Source organism: Sporosarcina sp. SAFN-015, assembly GCF_059415085.1.
In genome coordinates this window covers 444,527-465,953 of the sequence record NZ_JBPFDR010000001.1, presented here as the reverse complement: position 1 = coordinate 465,953, position 21,427 = coordinate 444,527, and the positions used below count along the sequence as shown (strand labels likewise).

Annotated in this window: 16 protein-coding genes, 1 riboswitch and 1 other annotated feature; of the genes, 11 read left to right on the top strand and 5 right to left on the bottom strand. The window is 45.2% G+C overall.

Translation table 11 applies throughout. From position 1 onward, the window contains the following. The first annotated feature begins 312 nt into the window (after nt 1-312). From ACR65H_RS02095 to ACR65H_RS02070, 6 genes are all read left to right on the top strand, one after another. Complete coding sequence (locus ACR65H_RS02095) at nt 313-999, top strand: response regulator (protein WP_440498400.1); 687 nt, start codon at nt 313-315, stop codon at nt 997-999. Between the two features lie 10 nt (nt 1,000-1,009). Then, nucleotides 1,010-2,032: a sensor histidine kinase gene (locus ACR65H_RS02090; RefSeq protein WP_440498399.1), complete on the top strand. Its 1,023-nt coding sequence runs from the start codon at nt 1,010-1,012 to the stop codon at nt 2,030-2,032. Nucleotides 2,033-2,133: 101 nt separating this feature from the next. Then, nucleotides 2,134-2,910 (top strand): ABC transporter ATP-binding protein, encoded by a 777-nt coding sequence (locus ACR65H_RS02085; protein ID WP_429918641.1) that lies wholly within the window; start codon nt 2,134-2,136, stop codon nt 2,908-2,910. Next, on the top strand, nt 2,888-4,828 hold the full coding sequence (locus ACR65H_RS02080) for an FtsX-like permease family protein (protein WP_440498398.1): 1,941 nt from the start codon (nt 2,888-2,890) through the stop codon (nt 4,826-4,828). Before ACR65H_RS02085 ends, ACR65H_RS02080 begins: the two co-directional genes overlap by 23 nt. 340 nt (nt 4,829-5,168) lie before the next feature. Further along, a complete protein-coding gene (locus ACR65H_RS02075; protein WP_440498397.1) occupies nt 5,169-6,554 on the top strand; it encodes an alanine/glycine:cation symporter family protein in 1,386 nt (461 codons plus the stop codon). A 157-nt stretch (nt 6,555-6,711) separates the two neighbouring features. After that, nucleotides 6,712-8,814 (top strand): methyl-accepting chemotaxis protein, encoded by a 2,103-nt coding sequence (locus ACR65H_RS02070; RefSeq protein WP_440498396.1) that lies wholly within the window; start codon nt 6,712-6,714, stop codon nt 8,812-8,814. A gap of 51 nt (nt 8,815-8,865) precedes the next feature. Here ACR65H_RS02070 and argS read toward each other — a convergent pair whose 3' ends face one another. Further along, nucleotides 8,866-10,530 carry an arginine--tRNA ligase gene (gene argS, locus ACR65H_RS02065; protein WP_440498395.1) on the bottom strand — a complete coding sequence of 555 codons (1,665 nt, stop codon included), beginning with the start codon at nt 10,528-10,530 and terminating at the stop codon, nt 8,866-8,868. Nucleotides 10,531-10,577: 47 nt separating this feature from the next. Beyond that, nucleotides 10,578-10,794, bottom strand: a binding site (T-box leader). Nucleotides 10,795-10,888: 94 nt separating this feature from the next. Between argS and ACR65H_RS02060 the strand changes: the two genes are divergently transcribed. The 5 genes from ACR65H_RS02060 (at nt 10,889) to ACR65H_RS02040 (ending at nt 17,786) form a co-directional block, all read left to right on the top strand. Further along, complete coding sequence (locus ACR65H_RS02060; RefSeq protein ID WP_440498394.1) at nt 10,889-12,040, top strand: DUF3221 domain-containing protein; 1,152 nt, start codon at nt 10,889-10,891, stop codon at nt 12,038-12,040. A gap of 375 nt (nt 12,041-12,415) precedes the next feature. Next, a complete protein-coding gene (locus ACR65H_RS02055; RefSeq protein WP_440498393.1) occupies nt 12,416-13,672 on the top strand; it encodes an erythromycin esterase family protein in 1,257 nt (418 codons plus the stop codon). Between the two features lie 114 nt (nt 13,673-13,786). Then, a riboswitch (cobalamin riboswitch) is annotated at nt 13,787-13,967 on the top strand. Between the two features lie 164 nt (nt 13,968-14,131). Continuing rightward, a complete protein-coding gene (locus ACR65H_RS02050; RefSeq protein WP_440498392.1) occupies nt 14,132-16,345 on the top strand; it encodes a ribonucleoside-diphosphate reductase subunit alpha in 2,214 nt (737 codons plus the stop codon). After that, nucleotides 16,330-16,779, top strand: a complete 450-nt coding sequence (locus tag ACR65H_RS02045) for a flavodoxin (RefSeq protein WP_440498391.1) — start codon at nt 16,330-16,332, stop codon at nt 16,777-16,779. The genes ACR65H_RS02050 and ACR65H_RS02045 overlap by 16 nt, the downstream gene beginning before the upstream one ends. Further along, nucleotides 16,725-17,786, top strand: coding sequence for a ribonucleotide-diphosphate reductase subunit beta (locus ACR65H_RS02040; protein WP_440498390.1), 1,062 nt, complete (start codon nt 16,725-16,727; stop codon nt 17,784-17,786). The genes ACR65H_RS02045 and ACR65H_RS02040 overlap by 55 nt, the downstream gene beginning before the upstream one ends. 50 nt (nt 17,787-17,836) lie before the next feature. Here ACR65H_RS02040 and ACR65H_RS02035 read toward each other — a convergent pair whose 3' ends face one another. The 4 genes from ACR65H_RS02035 to ACR65H_RS02020 all read right to left on the bottom strand — a co-directional run bounded on the left by ACR65H_RS02035 (nt 17,837) and on the right by ACR65H_RS02020 (nt 21,326). Next, nucleotides 17,837-18,520: an MOSC domain-containing protein gene (locus ACR65H_RS02035; RefSeq protein ID WP_440498389.1), complete on the bottom strand. Its 684-nt coding sequence runs from the start codon at nt 18,518-18,520 to the stop codon at nt 17,837-17,839. Nucleotides 18,521-18,547: 27 nt separating this feature from the next. Beyond that, nucleotides 18,548-19,675, bottom strand: a complete 1,128-nt coding sequence (locus ACR65H_RS02030) for a M50 family metallopeptidase (protein ID WP_440498388.1) — start codon at nt 19,673-19,675, stop codon at nt 18,548-18,550. Between the two features lie 98 nt (nt 19,676-19,773). After that, nucleotides 19,774-20,481 (bottom strand): ABC transporter permease, encoded by a 708-nt coding sequence (locus tag ACR65H_RS02025; RefSeq protein ID WP_440498387.1) that lies wholly within the window; start codon nt 20,479-20,481, stop codon nt 19,774-19,776. Continuing rightward, nucleotides 20,478-21,326 (bottom strand): ABC transporter ATP-binding protein, encoded by an 849-nt coding sequence (locus tag ACR65H_RS02020; RefSeq protein WP_440498386.1) that lies wholly within the window; start codon nt 21,324-21,326, stop codon nt 20,478-20,480. The genes ACR65H_RS02025 and ACR65H_RS02020 overlap by 4 nt, the downstream gene beginning before the upstream one ends. Nucleotides 21,327-21,427: the final 101 nt, after the last annotated feature.

Below are 21,427 nucleotides of genomic sequence, written 5' to 3'. Positions count from 1 at the left end.
TAACATACTTCGAGAATTGAAACATCAAGAATTCGATTTTTCTGTTGATTGCAATCGTTTACACGGAGGGAAATGATTGTTGTGAGAGCTTGCGAGGTAAGGGATATAACCCTTTGAGAAATAGTTTTCTGGCCAGCTTAAATTATTGAAAATTAGCGAGTCGGTGATAACGAGTCCAGAGTCGGTGATAAACTCTTTTAAGTCGGTGATAACACACCGAGAGTCGGTGATAAACTCACTCAAGTCGGTGATAATCTTTTCCAAGTCAACCTCACACCATTATAATGAGGAAAGAAAGGGTGTGCAGCGGATATGGATATGAATATTTTCATCGTGGAGGATGATTCTGCGATTTACAATTCACTTAAAGAGCGACTTGGCCAGTGGTCGCTTCATGTGTCAGGTCCAATAGATTTTCATGATGTGATGAAGTCTTTCATCCAGGAAAAGCCTCATCTTGTCATACTCGACATTCAACTTCCTGCGTTTGACGGGTTCCATTGGTGCCGGGAAATCCGGGCGGTTTCAAAAGTGCCAATCATTTTCTTGTCGTCGCGGGATCATCCGATGGATATGGTGATGGCGATGAATATGGGGGCGGATGATTATATTCAGAAGCCGTTCCATACGGATGTGCTTCTTGCAAAGATCCAGGCGACGCTTCGCCGAACGTATGCGTATACGGCGGATGAGGCGGCGGATGTGCTTGAATGGAATGGCGCGATGATCGATATGAAGCGCGGCATCATTCGGCTCGATGGCCATGAGGTGGAGTTGACGAAAAATGAGTTTTTCATTTTGGCGGTGCTCGTCCAAGCGAAGGATGAAATCGTGTCACGTGATGAGCTGATTCGCAAATTATGGGATGATGAGCGGTTCGTCAACGACAATACATTAACGGTCAATGTGACGCGGCTGCGCCAAAAGCTTGCGGACATCGGACTTGGTGACGCGATTCTTACAAAAAAAGGTATGGGATATATGGCGGTCAGCCTATAGGGGGAATTCGATGTTCATTCAATATGTAAAGGATATGAAAAGCTGGATACTCCTCTTTGCCGCTTCACTCGTATTGACAGATTCACTTATTTGGATTGATAAAGGTCTTGCGATGAGGTTGAGTTCTCTTGTTTACCTCAACATGCTTCTAATTGCTATTTTCATGTTATTCCTCATCTGGCGTTATAAAAAAGAGACGCATTTCATGAGAGAACTTCTTCGTATTTCCGAAGATCCTTCAAGGGATTGGCAGGAGGGGTTGCCGGAGCCGCTTTTCACGAGGGACCAGACGACGAATGATCTGTTGCGGCAAGTGGCAAATGATCATTTGAAAAAGCTGTCGGAAATGAAAGCTGTAAACCTTATGGAAAGCGATTATACTGCGGCATGGGTGCATGAAGTGAAGGCGCCGCTCACCTCGATGAAAATGACGATTGATGCGAATCGGCAAGATACGGCCATCCGGAAAATCGAGTCGGATTGGCTGCGAGTACACTTGCTTATCGACCGGCAGCTCTATATTTCACGATTACCGTCGCTCGGAACGGATTATGTGTTGGAGAAGATTAAAGTACATCAGCTCATTACACCCGAAATACGTGAGCTTCGATCATGGTGCATCGAGAAAAACATTGCTGTGGATATTCAAGGCGAGGAAATGGAAGTGCTCACGGACAGCAAGTGGTGTCGCTTCATCATCCGGCAATTGCTGACGAATGCGGTGAAATACAGTCCGGACGGGGGCACCATTTGTATTGCGGCACACCGTTCGCCAGGGGGACATCCGGTTTTATCAATTAAAGACGAAGGTCTGGGAATCCCGGCTCACGATCTTCCCCGTGTTTTCGACAAAGGGTTCACCGGGGGCACGGGAAGACTGCATAATGCAGCGACAGGGCTCGGTTTGTATCTCGCCCAGCAAGTATCTGAGAAAATCGGGATTTCCTTATTAGCCCACTCCGAAATAAACAAAGGAACGACGATGAACATGACGTTTTCTACAGAAAATGAGTTTGACGCAACACGAACGTGACAACATTGTCACATTGACCGACCTGTTTGTCATCTAAATCAAACGACCAAAAGAAGTTCGCACATTAAGATAAGGATATAGCAAACAGGGAGGGTACAATGATGGACCAACATAAAACAGTTTTACATGCCCAAAACATCCGGAAATCGTACGGAACGCGGGGCAATGTGCAACAAGTATTGAAAGGGATCGACTTGCGAGTGATGGAAGGGGAGTTCGTCGGAATTATGGGGGCTTCTGGAGCAGGGAAAACAACGTTATTGAACGTTCTTGCGACGATTGACCGCACGACGGAAGGCTCGATCCTTATTGGAGATGCTGATATTTCGAAGATGAAAGACCGTGAGCTGTCTGCATTCAGACGTGATAAATTAGGATTCATCTTCCAGGATTATAATCTTCTTGACACGCTGACGGTGAAAGAAAATATTCTATTGCCAGTGTCGCTAGGCAAAATGAAAAAGCGGGTGGCGGAGGATCAGTTCAAGTCAATAGCTGATATATTAGGCATTAAAGAGCTCGCCGATAAATATCCACATGAAATTTCAGGCGGTCAAAAACAAAGGACATCTGCTGCGCGCGCACTCATCAACAAGCCATCGATGGTATTCGCAGATGAACCAACAGGCGCGCTTGACTCCAAATCGGCGTCTTCCTTGCTTGGAACGTTGGAGGATGTCAATAAACAGCGTGGCGTCACGATCATGATGGTCACACATGACCCTGTCGCGTCGAGCTATTGCAGCCGGGTCGTCTTCTTGAAAGACGGTAATATTTATTCGGAGCTGTACCGGGGCGACAAAACGAGACAAGCCTTCTTCCAGGAAATCCTGAAAGTCCAAGGTGTCCTCGGGGGTGACAGCGTTGACGCTCTTTGATTTCGTCATCCGCAGCATGCGGAAAAACATTAAGCATTATTATTTATACTTTTTCGCGCTTATTTTAAGTGTCGTCCTGTACTTCGTCTTCGCGACGTTGCAGCATGATCCTGCAGTAGTGGCGCGTTCAGGTGGCAGCATGGGTGCGGCGTTTAAAGTGGCTGGGTTTTTATTATTATTCATTGCGGGCATTTTCGTCGTCTATGCAAATGCGATTTTCCTGAAAAGAAGAAGCCGTGAAATCGGGCTGTATCAATTGATTGGCCTGACGAAAGGCTCCGTCTCGCGTCTGTTGATTATCGAAAACTCCTTGCTTAGCGCCGGGGCGTTGGCCATTGGGATCGGCGTAGGAATTCTCGTATCACGCGTATTTTTATTGTTGCTAATGAAGCTAATCGGCTTTGATGGGTTTATCGAAGTGGAGTTTTCGACGGCCGCAGTCATCCAGACAGTGATTGTATTCATTGGAATCATCATCCTCACATCGATTCAAATGATCGTCTCCGTTTACCGAAATACATTGCTTGGATTATTCAATGCGGAAAAGAAGGGCGAGCATCCGAAAAAGCCGAAAGCATTCAGATCAGCATTCCTTGCCATTTTAGGAATGGCGCTTATCGCCTTTGGATATTGGCTATCCGCTCATATGATGAATGCTTTGCTATTCATTAATATGATCGTCGTTTTGGCTACGACCATTTTAGGAACTTATCTTGTCTTCCGCGTGACGATCAGCTGGTTATTTTACCAAATCCGCAAAACGAAACAAGGTCATCTCGGGTTAAATAACAGTTTGTCGATTGCGCCAATCATGCATCGGATGAAGGGCAACGCAAATTCACTGACAATCATTACGGTATTATCCGCAATGACATTGACGATGTTGGCGGGTGCGTATTCCCTCTACTATTCGACCGAAAAGGAACTTCGCCTAGTATATCCTTTTGATTTTTCTTTTGATAATTTTTGGTACGATGATAGTCAAAAAGCGTCCGCGCAATTTGTCAGTGAGCTGGATAAGCATAATATAACGTATACGTATTCAACAGTTGAAACCTTGCAAGTCGAGGGCGAATTTGAAGACGGAAGTGCGCCAGAAATGATACCTACATCGTTTGGAGCAAATATTATAAGCGACAAACAATTGCAGGAAGCAGGTGCGGACATTAAAATTCCTGATTCCGATGCCGCTTACCTTTATGATGCAGGCATTTACTGGTTATTGAAATCGATTGATGTCCCATTCAATGTTGAGTTATCAAATAGTGAAATAACATCTAACATGAAAGTTGTGAAAGTGAGCGAAGGAAATGCATTAAACTCTTCGGCGGCAACACAACTTGTTGTGAAAGATGCGTTCTATCAACAATTAAAAGATCAATTTGCGAATGATGGGAACGGTTGGCGAATTTCAAACACCTATGCCATCAATGTGCCGGATCAAGATCAGCTTATTGAGGCTTCTGATATCTTTAAGCGCATTAATGAGGAAAATGATCTGCATGGATTTGATTACTATTCGCAATATGTTCGTTCTATGGAAAACAACGGATTGCTCATTTTTATCTCTGGCTTTTTAGGTCTTGTGTTCCTCATTTCGACAGGCAGTATTTTGTATTTCAAGCAAATGACGGAGGCGGAACAGGAAAGAAGCAGCTATGCAACATTGCGTCAATTGGGCTTTACAGTGCAAGAGATTATGCGAGGCATCGTTCGTAAGCAAGTGTTCGTCTTCGGCTTACCATTGTTGATTGGCTTGTTGCATTCGATTTTCGCGATAAAAGCAGCATCGTTCATGTTCATGTCTGATATTACGTTGCCCGCTTCTTTCGCAATGGGCATTTATGCATTGATTTACCTCGTGTTCGCTTTCCTGACGGTCGGATATTATCGGAAGACGGTGAAAGCTGCGCTTTGATTGGCGAATTGCATGCGAAAAAGGGCGGGTCGGTGATAAAGTGCTGAGAGTCGGTGATAAGCTACCGAGAGTCGGTGATAAATCGCCTCAAGTCGGTGATAACCAATACTTTCCGGCAATATTCGATACTTTTTTTCGAAAATAGGTTGAAAAATACGGAGTCGATGATAAAATATTCAAATCAGAATAAATATGAAGATGAAGCACTTTCACGAAAGCTTCTATACCGTCTGAGCCCATGTTGGCTCAGCGGTTTTTCATTTTTCAAAACGTGAGTTTTTTTAGCATGACAGGGTAAAGATAGTAAGAGAGTTACTATGATAAAGAGGGAGTGAACAGTGTGGGAGTATTAGAGTGGCTCGTCGGACCGGCGAATGATTTTATTTGGACATACATACTGATCGGGCTTTTATTGCTCATTGGTCTTTACTTTACGATTCGGACGAAATTTGTACAGTTCCGTTTGTTTGGAGAGATGTTCAGACTTATTTTTGAGAAAAAAGAAGGCGACCATGGCGTTTCAGCATTCCAGGCGTTTACAATCAGTGCGGCTTCGCGAGTCGGTACGGGGAACGTAACTGGCGTTGCGCTGGCAATTGGAATTGGCGGACCGGGCGCTGTCTTCTGGATGTGGGTCATCGCCGTTATCGGCATGGCGACAGCGTTCATCGAAAGTGCACTTGCGCAAGTATATAAGGTGCGCGATGGCAATACATTCCGCGGAGGGCCAGCATATTACATGGAGAAGGCGTTAGGCCTTCGGAAGTTAGGAATCGTGTTCGCAATTTTACTGACATTGTGCTTTGGTTTTATATTCAACTCTGTCCAATCAAACACGATCAGCCAATCGTTCCATGATGTTTTCAATCTTCCGTATTGGGTTGTCGGACTAGTTCTTGTCGTACTTACAGGGATAATCATTTTCGGCGGCGTACAGCGGATTGTCAAAGTAACGCAATCCATCGTTCCGATCATGGCGGTATTCTATTTGCTTATAGCGCTTTACGTTGTTGCCATTAACATTACGGAAGTTCCTGCAATGATTGCCCTTATTTTTGAGCATGCTTTTGGTATTAAAGAAATGGCTGGCGGCGGTATTGGTGCTGCCATGATGCAAGGGATTAGACGTGGTTTATTCTCAAACGAGGCGGGTATGGGGAGTGTGCCGAACGCTGCAGCGACGGCGACTTCTTCGCATCCGGCGAAACAAGGGCTTGTTCAAAGTCTTGGTGTATTTTTCGATACGATCATCATTTGTTCTGCGACGGCTTTCATCATTATCCTTGCTGGGCTATATGATAAAGGGGAAGAGAGCGGCATTTTGCTGACACAAAGTTCGATGGCTGTTCACGTCGGTTCTTGGGCGCCTTATTTTGTCGCAATTGCAATCTTGTTCTTCGCGTTCAGCTCGATTGTTGGAAATTACTACTACGGTGAAACGAATATCGAATTCATTAACGCGCATAAGTCTTGGATGATGCTTTACCGCATTTTGGTTCTCGTCATGGTCATGTTCGGTGCAATGGCAAAAGTGGATATCGTCTGGAGCATGGCGGACTTATTCATGGGCTTAATGGCGATCATAAACCTCCTCGTCATCCTAGCTCTTGGAAAAGTTGCTTTCCGCGTTTTGGATGATTATACGAAGCAACGGAAACAAGGGAAGAATCCTGTGTTTAAAGCGGATTCTAGTTTGAAAGGTGCCGACTGTTGGAGGGAAGATTAATATTATCATTATAGATAAAGGATGGTCTCGCTGGAATTGGCGAACCATTCTTTTTTTATTATGTTTTTTGAAATATGGGACTTTACGACTGTTCTTTATTTGTGTGTTTTGGTCTGCTATAATTCTATTAATCTAGTACTAATGGAGGTATTTGAGGTTGAAGAAACAGAAAAGTATTGCTTGGAAGTTATCCGGTTTAATTATCGGATTGTTTTTGCTTTTATTTATTGCCTATACATTGATAACAAGTACAATTTTATATGGGAAAACCGTTGCAGAAGCTGAAAAGTATACGGTAGAAAGTACAAAGTACAATGCCCAATTGATCAGTTCCAGGTTTGGCAAAACGGACGAAATGCTACATACGACAAAGCGTATGTTTGAGACGTTGCATGCACAAGGGAATCTTACAACTGAGGAAATTGTCAGTGTTATGGAAAGGAATTTGAAAGATAATGCCGACGCAATCGGTTTGGCTGCTGTGTTCGAAAGTGGTTCAATTCCGCTAGACGATCAGGTGGATAATAAACTGGTTGATTCGACTAAAAGGTTTATTCCTTACCTATTCAAAGAAGACAACAATATCGATTTGAGAGGTCTTGTTGGATACGATAATGCTGGAGTTGAAAATTGGTATTCGATACCTAAAAATGAAGGACGAGCTGTCCTGGCAGAACCTCACGTCTTTGATTCGGGTAGCGAATTGGTGTTAATGACGACTATGTCTGTGCCGATTGTAACCGAATCTGGTGAGTTGATAGGTGTATTGGGAGCAGACTTAACCATTGACTTCCTGAATGATTTGGTGACATCGATTCAACCGGACGGTGGGTATGCCTCTATCATAACTGAAGCTGGCAACTTGACGGCGAACAGCTTGAAAGAAGAAATGATTGGAACGAATATGAAAGACTCAATTGATTGGGACAACATGAAGGAGCAACTGGATCGTGGAGAGATTGGAACATTGTATGTGGATTCTAAGAGTCTGAATGAGAAGTCGTTTAATACATTCGCGCCAATTATGCTGGATAACATAGATGATGTCTGGTCTGTGCAAACTGTGTTGCCGCAATCGAACATCCTATCGACTTTCAACTCTATATTAATCGTCACGGTCATTGCAGCCATTGTCATGGTAATTATAATGGCAGGAGTGACTGCGTGGTTCATCTATAAACAATTAAAGCCGCTTTCGTACTTGCAAAGGTCCATCGAAACGGCTGCAACTGGCGACATTACACAATATGTAGACGATAAATACATCCATAATGACGAAATCGGTGCTGTTGCGAGCGCTTATAATAATATGCTGCGACAGACAAACGAAGCAATTGGCGCGGTCCTTTCTTCGTCAAATGAGTTAAGTGATTCCACTGCGCATGTTCACCACGCTTTTGAAGAAATTGTGGCATCCAGCGAGGAAGTTTCATTGGCGACGAATGAAATTGCGACCGGAGCATCAAACCAATCCGAAGATACCGAAGTGACTAGCAATCGTATGGCCGAGTTGGCAGAGCAGATTAATGCGCTATCCAAGCTTGCAGACGGGATGCTTATGCTATCCAAGAAGACTGTTGAATCAACAGATATAGGTATGGTACAGGTCGGAAAATTACGGGAGCATAATGCTTCTGCAAATGAAATGAATACGAAAGTCCAGCAGCAAATAGACGCACTTTCGAATAAAATTACCGCAATCAACAATGTGATTGCTTCTATCCAAGATATCACTGCACAAACTAATCTCCTTGCATTGAACGCCAGCATCGAAGCGGCCCGTGCCGGAGAACATGGCAAAGGATTTGCTGTCGTTGCAGAAGAAGTGCGAAAACTTGCTGAACAATCAAGGAAGGAAACAGAGATTATTCAGCAAACTGTTCACGAGATAATCGAAGAAACACGACAAACCGTGTCTGTCATTGACTCTAATCTTCAAATGATGGAAGGACAAAATGAATCTGTAACAAATACGGAATCGTCCTTTAAACAAAACGCGGAATTGACTGAACAGATGAGCCAAACGATTATGGAATTGACAGCCGAGTTGACTGAAATGCTTACGCATAAAGATCAAGTCATTCTGTCCATCCAAAGTGTGTCTGCCGTTTCAGAGGAGACCGCTGCTTCAGCAGAACAAGTCAGCGCCTCATCGATTGCCCAGCAAGCCGAATTGGAGCGCGTTGCAGAATCGACAACCCGCATGAAGAATATCGCTTCTGAATTGCAGGAAATTGTAGAGAAGTTTAAATTAGCATAAGAAAAAGCAATCGTCCGCCAGTGGTGGAACGATTGCTTTTTTATATCTAATTCACATTTCCTCGGGTGCCTTCATGCCGAGCAATCGCAAGGATTCCTTCAACACGATGATGACGCATTCCGTTAGCGCAGTCCGATACGCCTTGTTTGCAGAGTCGGACAACACTTGCACATTGCCGTAAAACGAGTTGAACGCTTGGGCGAGGTCGACCGCATATTTTGCGATTACGGAAGGGTCCAGATCGTCGTTTGCTCGCTTAACCTCTTGCGGGAATCGGCTAAGCAGCTTGACGATATCCCATTCGTGGTCGTTTACTTCGCTAATCGCGAACGTGTTGGGTGCTCCCGCTTTGCGCAAGATGGAGTTCGCCCGCGCATGCGCATATTGGACGTATGGCCCAGTTTCGCCCTCTGTCTGGAGCATCGTTTCAAGATCAAATTCGATGTCATGCTTCCGATGCTGCTTCAAGTCACTGAAGAGGATTGCGCCTACACCGACTGCTTCAGCCACTTCGGATTTATTGGCCAATGCAGGGTTCTTCTCCTCGATATTTTTTTGTGCAAGTTCGATCGCTTCCTTCAGTACTTCCTCAAGCAAGACAATCTTTCCTTTACGCGTCGACATTTTCTTGCCGCCTTGCAAGATGAGTCCGAATGGAACGTGTGTGATGTCGTTAGCCCAGTCATGCCCCATTTTGCTAAGCACATTTTTGATTTGCGTGAAGTGGAGGCTTTGTTCATTCCCGACGACGTAAATGGATTTGACGAAATCATATTTGTTTTTTCGATCAATGGCAGCAGCCAAATCACGTGTTGCGTATAACGTCGCTCCATCTGATTTTTTAATCAAACACGGAGGCATGCCTTCTTCTAGCTCCACGACCATGGCTCCGTCCGATTCGACCAATAGGCCTTTGTCTTCGAGTTCTTCGACGACAGGTTCCATCTTGTCATTGTAATACGCCTCGCCATTATAAGAATCGAAGGAGACGCCAAGCAGATCATAAATCCGCTGAAATTCATTCAATGACTCGGTTTTGAACCATTCCCACAGAGCGAGAGCGTCGGCGTCGCCGTCTTCCAACGCTTTAAATGCGGCACGTCCTTCGTCGTTCAAGGAAGGGTCCGTCTCCGCTTCTTCGTGGAAACGGATGTACAGTTTCAGCAATGTCTTGATTGGCTCTTTACGAACATCCTCTTCGTTGCCCCATTTCCGGTACGCAGTGAGCAACTTCCCGAATTGCGTGCCCCAATCACCGATGTAATTGATTTTCACCGGTTGATAGCCACTTTTTTCTAGCAATAAAGCGATCGAATTTCCGATGACCGTAGATCGGAGGTGGCCCATGGAAAACGGCTTTGCAATGTTTGGTGACGAAAGGTCGATCGTCACGACACCGCCGTTTCCTTCAGTAGATGAACCGTAAGCAGCGGATTTGTCTAAAACTATATGCAGAAGATCATCGGTAATCGCATGGCGGTTCAGGAAAATGTTCACATACCCATTGACAGCTTCCACTTTTCGAATAGATGGATGTGTTAATGAACTTGCGATTTCCTCCGCGATCGAGACGGGAGATTTCCGTAAAATTTTCGCGAACGGAAAACAAGGCAATGCAAAATCGCCTAGCTTCGAATTTGCTGGCCGCTCCAGCATATGCTCCTCCAACTGGATCGGGCTAACTGTCTGTAAAACTTGTAAAATACCCTTTTTCATTTACACGAACCCCTTTTTAGGAAAAATAAAAAGCCTTCAATCTCAATAAATGAGACGAAAGCTTGTTCCGCGGTACCACTCAAATTGCCCCTAGAATTATGGATAGAGGCCCCTTTCTCCTAACGGCGAGACACCGGCTTCTCCTACTTCATTCAGAAAAGCATCTCCGAAGTGCGCTTCACGAATCCACTCCGCCAGGCTCCCACCAACCCCCGGCTCGCTACAGAAGTGATAATCCATTACTCTCTTCATCATTGATATTGTAGTTGAATGTACCAAATCGGTGGTGACGTGTCAATGGGCGTCACGAAACTTTTGTACGAATCGTCCGTCTAATCCGTTGATGGGAGGTTTTGACATGAATTATAGAATATCAATCTTATTAGGTGCTGCTTTATTGTTAGGTGGATGCGGAACGGATGCATCGCCGAAAAATGTCGCGGTTGAAGATAGTGTTGAATGGAAAACGTTGAAGACGGTGAGTGGGCGAGAAATCATTGCGGAATTAAAGAAAACCGCTCAAGAGACGCCTAAGCGAGACAAATCTGCCACTATAGAAACGCCCCCTGAGTATGAGGTGCCAACAAAAGAATTGGCAGAGGACTTGGCAGTCAAAGGAATTGAGGCACCTGCTGCAATCCAAGCGGTTGAGAAAGTTTATGGTGAAGGTGGGATTCATAGTGAGGGGGTCATCTTCATTGAAAACCAGACGAAGGGCGCTGCGCAATCCGGCGTGTGGATCGGCCTGAAAGAGCCCGATGAACGCGTGCAGCAATTACTAGATTTGCTGCAACCGAAAGTGGATGCGGGCGAAATACTAGCGGAACCGATCTATATTTTCCGCAGCCCTCATACGGAAAAGGAGCTGAATGAATTGCAGGATGAAGTTGCGGAGGCATTGAAAGGAATGGGATCGCAACGAGGATCATTCGGCCTGTACGTCGATGTCATTACCGGCACAATTGAAATTACCCATGATTATCTCAAGCCGAAGCAACAAGAGGAGCTGCGGGAGCTATTCGCCGGCCATACGATCAATTTTACGCAAGAGGGAAGGATGGTCGCGGAGCCGGGGGAATCAACCGTCATTGTTCCTGAACAAACGTACACGAATACCCCGGCGACGGAAGGCGGATTCATATTGGCTGCAGGTGACGGAAGAATTTTTGTGGGAGGCGGAACTGAGAGCGCTGTGTTTTACAAGTTCGCCGAAGCTGACAAGTTGAAAGTGGGCCAGCGTGTGGAAGTGGAAGCTACAGGGATGATTTTAGAATCGTATCCTGGGCAGGGTAGTGCGAAATTTGTGGAAATCATGCCAGACTATAAGCCGGTCGGCGCCGTGCTTTCTGAGTCGCAGGCCGTTGCGAAAGCATTGGATATGGCGGGTGAAAGATTGTCCAATGGCTTTGTCCTCATTGATGAAGTTATCTTTGATGAAAATGAAAAGAAGTGGGTATTCACAGTTCTGCCGGACGACGGAGAAGGCGTGTTGGAAGTTGCGGATCAATAAGAGTAGAGCAACCGTCGTATGTGGGCGGTTGTTTTTATGAACGGAGTTAAATCTCGTCTGAGCTGTGATAAACCCCTTCTAAGCAGTGATAACGTATGTCTATGTGGTGATAAACATTTTTGGCATGGGTAAGTTCATTCTGAGAGTCATCGAATTATAGTGATTCGGTGATAAATTTGTGCGAATCGGTGGTAATGTGCGCCAAGTCGGTGATAAACACTTTAGAGTCGGTGATAACAGCCCGAGAGTCGGTGATAACCTATCACAAGTCGGTGATAACGTTTTCCCCCCCCCCTTCGAAAATCACTTCAAGTCCCCCTCCCCCGGTTTCCATCCGCTGCCCATGGGTATGCTATCAACAGAGGAGGGATTGATTTGTCGAAAAGGCTGGTTTCTGCTATTCAAGAGAACGCTTTCCCGTTAAACGATAAAGCATTTGATTCTATTTTGGACGCAATTGGTGATGCGCGAATTGTCCTGCTAGGTGAGGCGACGCATGGAACTTCAGAGTTTTACAAAGTTCGCGCGGCATTATCGAAACGGCTAATTCAGGAAAAAGGGTTTACAATCATTGCGGTAGAGGGCGATTGGCCATCCGCGCAGGCGGTCAATCGCTATGTGAAAGGTTTCGACAAGGAAGGAAAATCCGCTCGGCAGGTATTGGTAGAATCTTTCAACCGCTGGCCGACGTGGATGTGGGCGAATGAGGAAGTAGCGGAACTTGTTGAATGGTTAAAACATGACAATGACGGAAAGGACGCGGCGGATCAAACAGGATTTTACGGCATCGATATGTATAGCCTCTATGAATCGATTGATGAGCTACTGCGGTTTCTTCAGGAGAATCCGCAGTTTAAGGCGGACTTGGAGTTGGCGAAAAAGGCATTCTCCTGTTTCGAGCCGTATAACCGGATGCCGGAGCATTATGCGATGTCGACTGCCCATTTCACGGATGAATGTATAAGTGAGGTATCCAGATTACTAACGACTATCCGAAGTCATGTAGATCTTTATTCGAATGAGCAGGAGAAGGACTTGAATATGACGATGAATGCATTAGTTGCGAAAAACGCCGAGTCCTATTACCGGGCGATGATGCAGGACGACGCCATCTCCTGGAATATTCGCGACATGCATATGGTCGAGGCGGTCAGTGAAATTTTGAACTATCATGGGGCTGATGCAAAAATCATCATTTGGGAGCATAACACCCATGTCGGCGATGCATCGGAAACGTCGATGGCCGACCATAAAATGATCAACGTCGGACAGCTCATCCGTGAGAAATATGGCAGGGAGGACACGTTTGCCATCGGTTTCGGCACGTACGAAGGAACTGTTATTGCGGGAGAAGGTTGGGGAGAACCGTATCAAAAGATGGATGTTCCGCCCGCTAAATTCAATTCATGGGAAGGGCAGATGCATGCGGCGGCCGCCGAGGATCAAGTTATTCTCTTCACGGAAGAAAACCGGCATTTATTCAATGAATGGATCGGCCATCGCGCCATCGGAGTCGTCTATAATCCGGAATTCGAGGCGTATGGGAACTATGTGTCATCGAGAGTCGGCAGCCGGTATGATGGGTTCGTATTTCTAGATCGAACGGAAGCTTTGAAGCCCTTCAACAAGTAAGAGCCATGCATCGATTGCACGGCTCTTCAAAAAAAATCTTACAAAATACTTTCTACCTATTTACTGTTTAAACACTACATGTTAGGGTATTAAAAGTACATAACACACAACATATAGTATCGAACGATGGAATGGTACCGTTATCGGTTTAATAGGGAATCCGCAAATCGGAGCTGTCCCCGCAACTGTAAACGCAGACGACCGTCTCAAAAACCACTGCAGCATAATGCCGCGGGAAGGGGAGATGGAAGGAGGAAGCGTGAGCCAGTAGACCTGCCGTCCATCGTCAAGCGACACTTTCTTCGGGGGTTGAGAGGTGGGAGCGAGCGGGTTCTTTGCTTTCATTTTTCTATTGCCCGATCTGTTTCCTACATTACAATCCATGAGCGATGACTCTACCGAAGAGGTAGAATCATCGCTTTTTTCATTTTTACGTTACCTAAAAGGAGATGGATTAGTATGACTATCATTACTGAAAGAACAGACATTATGGACAAACTGCAATCTGAATTCGGAGCGGACAAGCTGCAACCGCTTCTAACGGCGAGTGCTCGCTGGAAGGAGCGCCATCCTGAAGGGAGCGATTCTGAATGGTCGAAAGCAATGATTTTGGAAGTGCTCAGCAATCTTGACGAAGCATCTGCCTACTGGACATTCGTAGCTGCGCGTATTTATTTGCAGGAAGTTTATTCCCGTCAGGAAAGCGTAAGAGGCTCAAAAGCGTATACAGATTTTGCCGACAATGTAGAGCGGCTCGTGAAGAAAGGTCTTTATACATCCGTTTTACTAGAAAAATATTCACGTGAGGAACTAAAAGAGATTGGAACTTTCTTAGAGCCGGAAAGGGACAAGCTGTTTACGTATATTGGATTGAAAACGCTTGTAGATCGGTACGTGGCGGTTGATTTCAATAAACAGCCCGTTGAATTGCCGCAAGAACGTTGGCTCATCATCGCGATGACGCTTATGCAAAATGAAACAGAGAACCGTCTCGGAAAAGTGGCGGAAGCGTATTGGGCGATGAGCAATCTGTATATGACTGTTGCGACGCCGACATTAGCGAATGCGGGCAAACCGCATGGTCAGCTGTCGAGCTGCTTCATCGATACGGTCGACGATTCGCTCCAAGGAATATACGACAGCAATACCGATATTGCGAATCTATCAAAATACGGAGGCGGCATCGGCGTTTACATGGGCAAGGTTCGTTCGCGAGGATCGTCCATCCGCGGATTTAAAGGGGCTTCGAGCGGCGTCCTTCCGTGGATTAAACAACTGAACAATACGGCCGTCAGTGTCGATCAGCTCGGTCAACGTCAAGGGGCGATTGCCGTTTATCTTGATGTATGGCATAAAGATATTTTCACATTCCTTGATCTTAAGCTGAACAACGGCGATGATCGCTTGCGTGCCCATGATATTTTCACCGGAGTCTGCTTGCCAGATCTTTTCATGGAGCAAGTCGAGGCTCGAGGTGATTGGCATTTATTCGACCCGCATGAAATCCGGACTGTAATGGGGTACTCATTGGAAGATCATTATGATGAAACGAAGGGGAGCGGTTCATTCCGTGAGAAGTATGAGGAATGTGTCAATCATCCTGAATTGTCGAAGGAAACGGTACCTGCGATTGAAATTATGAAGCGTGTCATGCGCAGCCAGCTCGAAACCGGGACGCCGTTCATGTTTTACCGTGATGAAGTGAATCGCGCAAATCCAAATAAGCATAAAGGTATGGTGTATTCGAGTAATCTCTGTACAGAAATCACTCAAAATATGAGCCCGACCGAATTTGAATCCGTCACACTTGAAGACGATATCGTCGTAACCCGTTCAAAGCCAGGTGATTTTGTCGTCTGTAACTTGTCGTCCGTGAACCTTGGAAAAGCCGTTCCCGCGGATGTATTGGAACGCCTCATTACGATCCAAGTGCGTATGCTCGACAACGTTATTGAATTGAATAAAATACCGGTCGTTCAAGCGCAACGGACGAATGCTCGCTACCGTGGCATTGGACTCGGGACGTTTGGATGGCATCATTTGCTCGCTTTGAAGAATATTCAATGGGAGTCGGATAAAGCGGTCAATTATGCAGATGAACTGTATGAAAGAATTGCTTATTTGACGATTAAGGCTTCGATGGAATTAGCGATTGAAAAAGGGGCGTATCCTTTATTCGAAAAATCGGATTGGCAAAGTGGAGCTTATTTCGAGAAACGCGGATATGATTCAAAGAAATGGCGTGAACTGCGTATCGATGTAGCGATGAACGGTATTCGTAACGGCTATTTGATGGCGGTCGCGCCGAACAGCTCGACATCGGTTATCGCAGGATCTACCGCTTCCATCGATCCGATTTTCAAACCGTTCTATCATGAGGAAAAGAAAGATTACAAGCTGCCGGTCATTGCACCTGATCTTGATCACAACACATATGATGTGTATCGCCGCTCTGCGTATATCGTCGATCAGCGTTGGTCCATTAAGCAGAATGCGGCAAGGCAGCGCCATATTGACCAAGCGATTTCATTCAATATATACGTTCCGAACAACATCCGCGCATCCGTCCTACTCGATTTGCATATACAAGCGTGGAAATCGGGCATGAAATCGACATACTATACGAGGTCTACAGCTTCTGATATCGAGGAGTGCGAATGGTGTCATTCCTGATTGCGTATGCATCGTGGAGCGGCAATACGGAAGAAGTGGCGGAAATCGTGGAGGAGACGCTGCTGTCAGAAGGAATGAAAGTGACGGTGCATCGGATTGGAATCGGTCCGATGCCGGATCCGCGCAGGTTCGATGCGATGATCATCGGTACGTTCACATGGGACAAGGGCTCCACGCCTTACGAAGTAAAGGATTTCGTCGCGGATGTTGGGTACAAACCGAAGAATGTTTATGTCTTCGGAACGGGAGATACACAGTTTGGAGGGGACTATCTCTTTTGCCATGCCGCTGTCAAACTGGCACGGTTTTATGAATCTGCAATTACCCCTCTTAAAATCGAACAAAGCCCACGTGGCACGCAAGAGAAGAAAGTCATCGAATGGTCGAAAGGAGTAGTTCAACATTGGCAACACTTACACGCGTTAAAGTACTGAATCCAGCACAACCAAATAAATCAACGGCGATTTTCGGCGGGAAAGCGAGCGGCATTTTGAATTGGAACGACCTTGCCCACCCACATTTCTACACATTGCGACAAAGGATTCGTTCCCTTTTCTGGACAGCGAATGAAGTCGATATGACACAGGACGTGAAGCAATTTCCGAATTTGTCAAAAGCCGAACAGGAAGCTTTCCTAAAGATTATTGGACTGCTTGCAACGCTAGACGGGCCGCAAACCGTCGTCGCCATGAAAATTGCGGACTTTGCAACCGACCCTTCGGTGAAATCAATTATGGCGACAATCGCAGATCAAGAAAGTGAGCATAATCATAGCTACGCGTACGTACTATCGTCCGTTACGACGCTCGACAAGCAGATGACTTCATTTGAAATGGGTCGCACTGATGAAGTGCTCATGAAAAGAAACGAACGGATCGTAGATATTTACAACGAATTCGCGGAGAACCCGACGATTGAAACGGTGTTAAAAGCGATGGTGTACACGACGTTGCTGGAAGGTTTGTTCTTCTATAGCGGCTTTGCATTCTTCTATAATCTTGCGCGTCATCAAAAAATGGTCGGCACATCGACGATGATTTCCTATATCAACCGCGATGAGCTCCAGCACGGCAAGGCGATCAGTGATATTTTTCGCGCTGCGCTTGCTGAAAATCCTGAGTATAATACCGAAGCATTTACAGAATGGATTTATGATCAATTCCGCCACTCCGTCGAACAGGAAATCATTTGGAGTCGCTACGTGTTAGGGGAAATCGACGGAATCGACCTCGATGAAATGACTGGCTACGTGAAATATCGGGCGAATAAAATGCTGCGTATGCTCGGACTAAGCGAAATCTATCCGGAATTTACGGACAATCCGATGAGATGGATCCGCGCCTACGTCGACAATTTTGATGACACGAAAACGGATTTCTTTGAGCAGACGTCTAGGCAATACGTGAAGACGAGTGATTTGAACGGGTTTGATGATCTATAAGAACGAAAAAAGAACGCTGGCCATGTTCACTAGCCATGCGTTCTTATTGATTACTCATTTCCTTTCAACGTTGCGCTTGTAGCAGTTGCATTCTTATCGAGCCTTTTTTGAAATGTTTTTCTCCAGCCTTCCGATAATTCATCGACTTCCAGCAAAGTCCGCATCCCATCCAAATCGTTTTTATCATGATGCATAAGTCGATTCGCCTCCGTCACGGTTATGGCCAGATCCGGACGCGAAATATGTACTAACTCGTCGGAGGGGGAGACGATACCTTCCTTCAATACACGGAAATAAAAGCCGGTATAGCCTAAGTCTTGTATGAGCAAAGGCATGTCTTTCCGTCCGTGGATCAGCGATAGCTTGAAGCAGGGCTCGCGTGGCTGGCTCACTTGGACGACCGCTTCGCCCATTTGGAATGAATCCCCGATGCATAACTCATCCTCCGTCAATCCACGAAGTGTCAAGTTTTCGCCGAATGCGCTAGCATCCAACGGCTTTCCTAACTCCTTCTCCCAATGCGGATAATGCTCAGAAGGATAGGCGCATACGGCTTTGTCTCGACCGCCATGATTAACAAGATCGGCCTGTCCATCCCCTTCAAAATTTACTAAGGATAAATAAACGGGTTCCGCAACCGGTTTTTTATTAATCCCCGTCGTTACTTCCTTTCTCCCGAACTGCAAGTCACGCGGTTTGCCGACATTCAATGATTGAATTTGGATTTTATGCATGATCCATTCACCCCTGTATTTTCTTTCTTATAAGTATATATCATTTGGATGATGAGCGGACGGGGAGAGATGATCATTATTTCTTTTCATCTTATCAATCATTACTTGCAGTAATTCCCGCTCCATCTCTCCACGCAAATAAAGAGGATGCCATTTGCCGAGTGCTGCCTTGGCATTTTCTAGATGCTCGATAGCACTTGCAACATCTCCTTCTATGTAAGAAAGCAAAGCATGCCGTTTCAATTCCATAACGGTCTCTGTTTTGCCGATTTTACTTAGTTCTAACTCGATTTCCGGATACTCCTTCAATTTTTCAGTAAAGAAAAGGGCTGTCGCGAATGTGATATCTGCGCAATCCGCATAATAATCATGTGAAGCCGATTCCCGCGTAAATGCTGATGTCCGTCCGATATCGAGCACTTTTTCTGCGTCTTCCGGCAAATAGTAATAACCTATTGTAGTAAGGAAGCTTTTCGCAGTCGAATCCTCGGAATGTAGTAACCTTTCCAATTGTACGATCAGATCCACATTCCACTTTTTTGTGTCTGTCGTCTTCATGTCTTCCGTTAATGCAGAATAACCTGCCATGATGACGGAATCTTCTAAGGGGACAGTCCTAAGCCTTTGGATGACCAAACCATCCGTCATTGCACTTTTGGACATTGCAGGCTGCAAGTTTGTGATGCCGAGAAGGATATTTATCAAACCGAATAGGATGAAAAACGGTTGATGCGATATAGTGAAAGCGATTCCTATCGATAGGACGCCTACTACGCCATTGATCAACGGTCCGCCATATATATAGCGGATCAGCTTATCTCGCATCACTTTCTTCTCTAAATGTTCAGGGAATCCCATCATTGCCCTTCCAAGATAGCCGAGAACGGATTGGACAACATGGAAATGAAGCTTTCCCTCATGCCGTTCGATGACGAAGGGACCGACGCTTACATTGAGCATCCGCATCCCTTGAAAACGGCCAGCGAGGAAGTGTCCCGCTTCATGAAGTAAAATACATAAAGGAAAGCTGATTATGATACTTGCCACAATGATAAGTAAGGTGCGCATCGACATTGGCTCCGGAAATAAGATGAAATAAAGGACTCCGGATAGGCCGATGAACCCACCTAAAACAAAAGAACGAATTTCTTTCAAAACAAACACCTCAAATTAGTTAGAAGAGTGCCTTATAGATGAAAACGGCAAGTATGCCGATACCGACAGCGAGTAAAAATCTAAGCGCTTGTTTCATATTAATCTACCATCCTTTTTCGATACATGATAACCGTCAAAATGACAGCGGCAATGACCCATCCTAAAATGATAGCTAATTCACCGATTACACCCGCAAAACTGGCTCCTGCCTCCACTTTTGTCGCCAATTCGATTAATTGCAGGTTCGGCAAGTAATTAGCCACTTGTAAAATTGGATATTTCTCTGCGGCAATCGTAAGAAACGATCCGAGTGAAAAGACGATAATGACAGGCATTACGATAACGGACGCTTCCATAACAGACTTCGAATAAAGGCCGAGCAATGTTCCTATCGCGATATAGAAGAGTGATGATAAAATAATCGCCACAGCTATTACAGCAATGTTGATAGGTTTATATTCCGCCAAGAACATAGTGAAAAAGACGACAACCATCGTCATAATAAATGTCAGCAAGCTTTTCCCGCCAAGAATCTCAGTCGTACTTGCAGGCGAAAGCATCAGTCCGCGCAATGTGTTCTTCTCCTTTTCTTCAGCGATCAAACAACATTGAACAAATGTCGCCACCATTCCAAACGCCATATTAATAAGCAAAAAATGAGTTTCGATTGATTCAACGCCCATACGGCCATAAAATGCTCCTAAAATAATTGGGAAAAAGATAACTGAAGATACAGCCAAGTTCCTTGAAAAATCTTTAAAGTCTTTTTGCAAAATCGCGTTTACACGTTTCCATGAAATCATCATGCCAATTTCCTCCCTGTCACTTGCACAAAAATATCCCCTAAAGTCGGTTCGTTTGAATGGATTGTTACGATTTGATCCTTATTCATATACTCGAATAGCTGTTTAGCACCTTCGGAACCTGCAGGTAAAATCACTTTTTCTTCGTTCGTCAATTCCACTGTAATCGTCGAATCCGAGTAGCTCTTCTTTAATTTGTCTGGCGTATCCAAAAGTTGGATTTTACCTTTATTTAGGAAAGCGACTCTGTCACATAATGTTTCCGCCTCGTGCATATCGTGCGTCGTCAAAAATATCGTTGTTCCTTTTTCGTTAAGCGCCCGTAATCCCTCATGGATATGAAGTGAATTTGTCGGATCCAGGGCAGAGGTCGGCTCATCGAGGAACAGCAATTCGGGTTCGTGGATCAAAGCCCGTGCAAGTGTCACACGCTGCGTCATTCCTTTTGATAAGGAAGAAACTTTTTTCGATTTCTCTTCTTTCAAATTAACGGTATCGAGCACTTCATCGATTTTTGAGTAGGCTACATCATATAAATCGCAATAGAGTTTCAAATTATCGTAGATTGATAGCCTTCCATATAAGCTGCTATTATCTGTAAGTACTCCGAAACGCTTACGGTACTCCGATTTCTTTAGCTGAGACACAGATTCCCCAAAAACGTTTGCGGTCCCGCTAGTAGGTGTTAATTGCCCGGTTAAAATTTTAATCGTTGTCGTTTTTCCTGAACCGCTTGGTCCGAGAAAGCCGAAAATTTCACCCTTTTTAACGTGGAAGTCGACACTTTCAATTGCTGTTTGATTCGCAAAGACTTTTGCTAAGCTGCTCACCTCAATAATGTTTTCCATTTCCATCCTCCTGTCGGTTTCGTACATTTCGTATTTGCACCTTCAGAATAAGTGAAATCGGAATGTAGCACATTATATTTCGGACGAAAAGAGTGAAATAA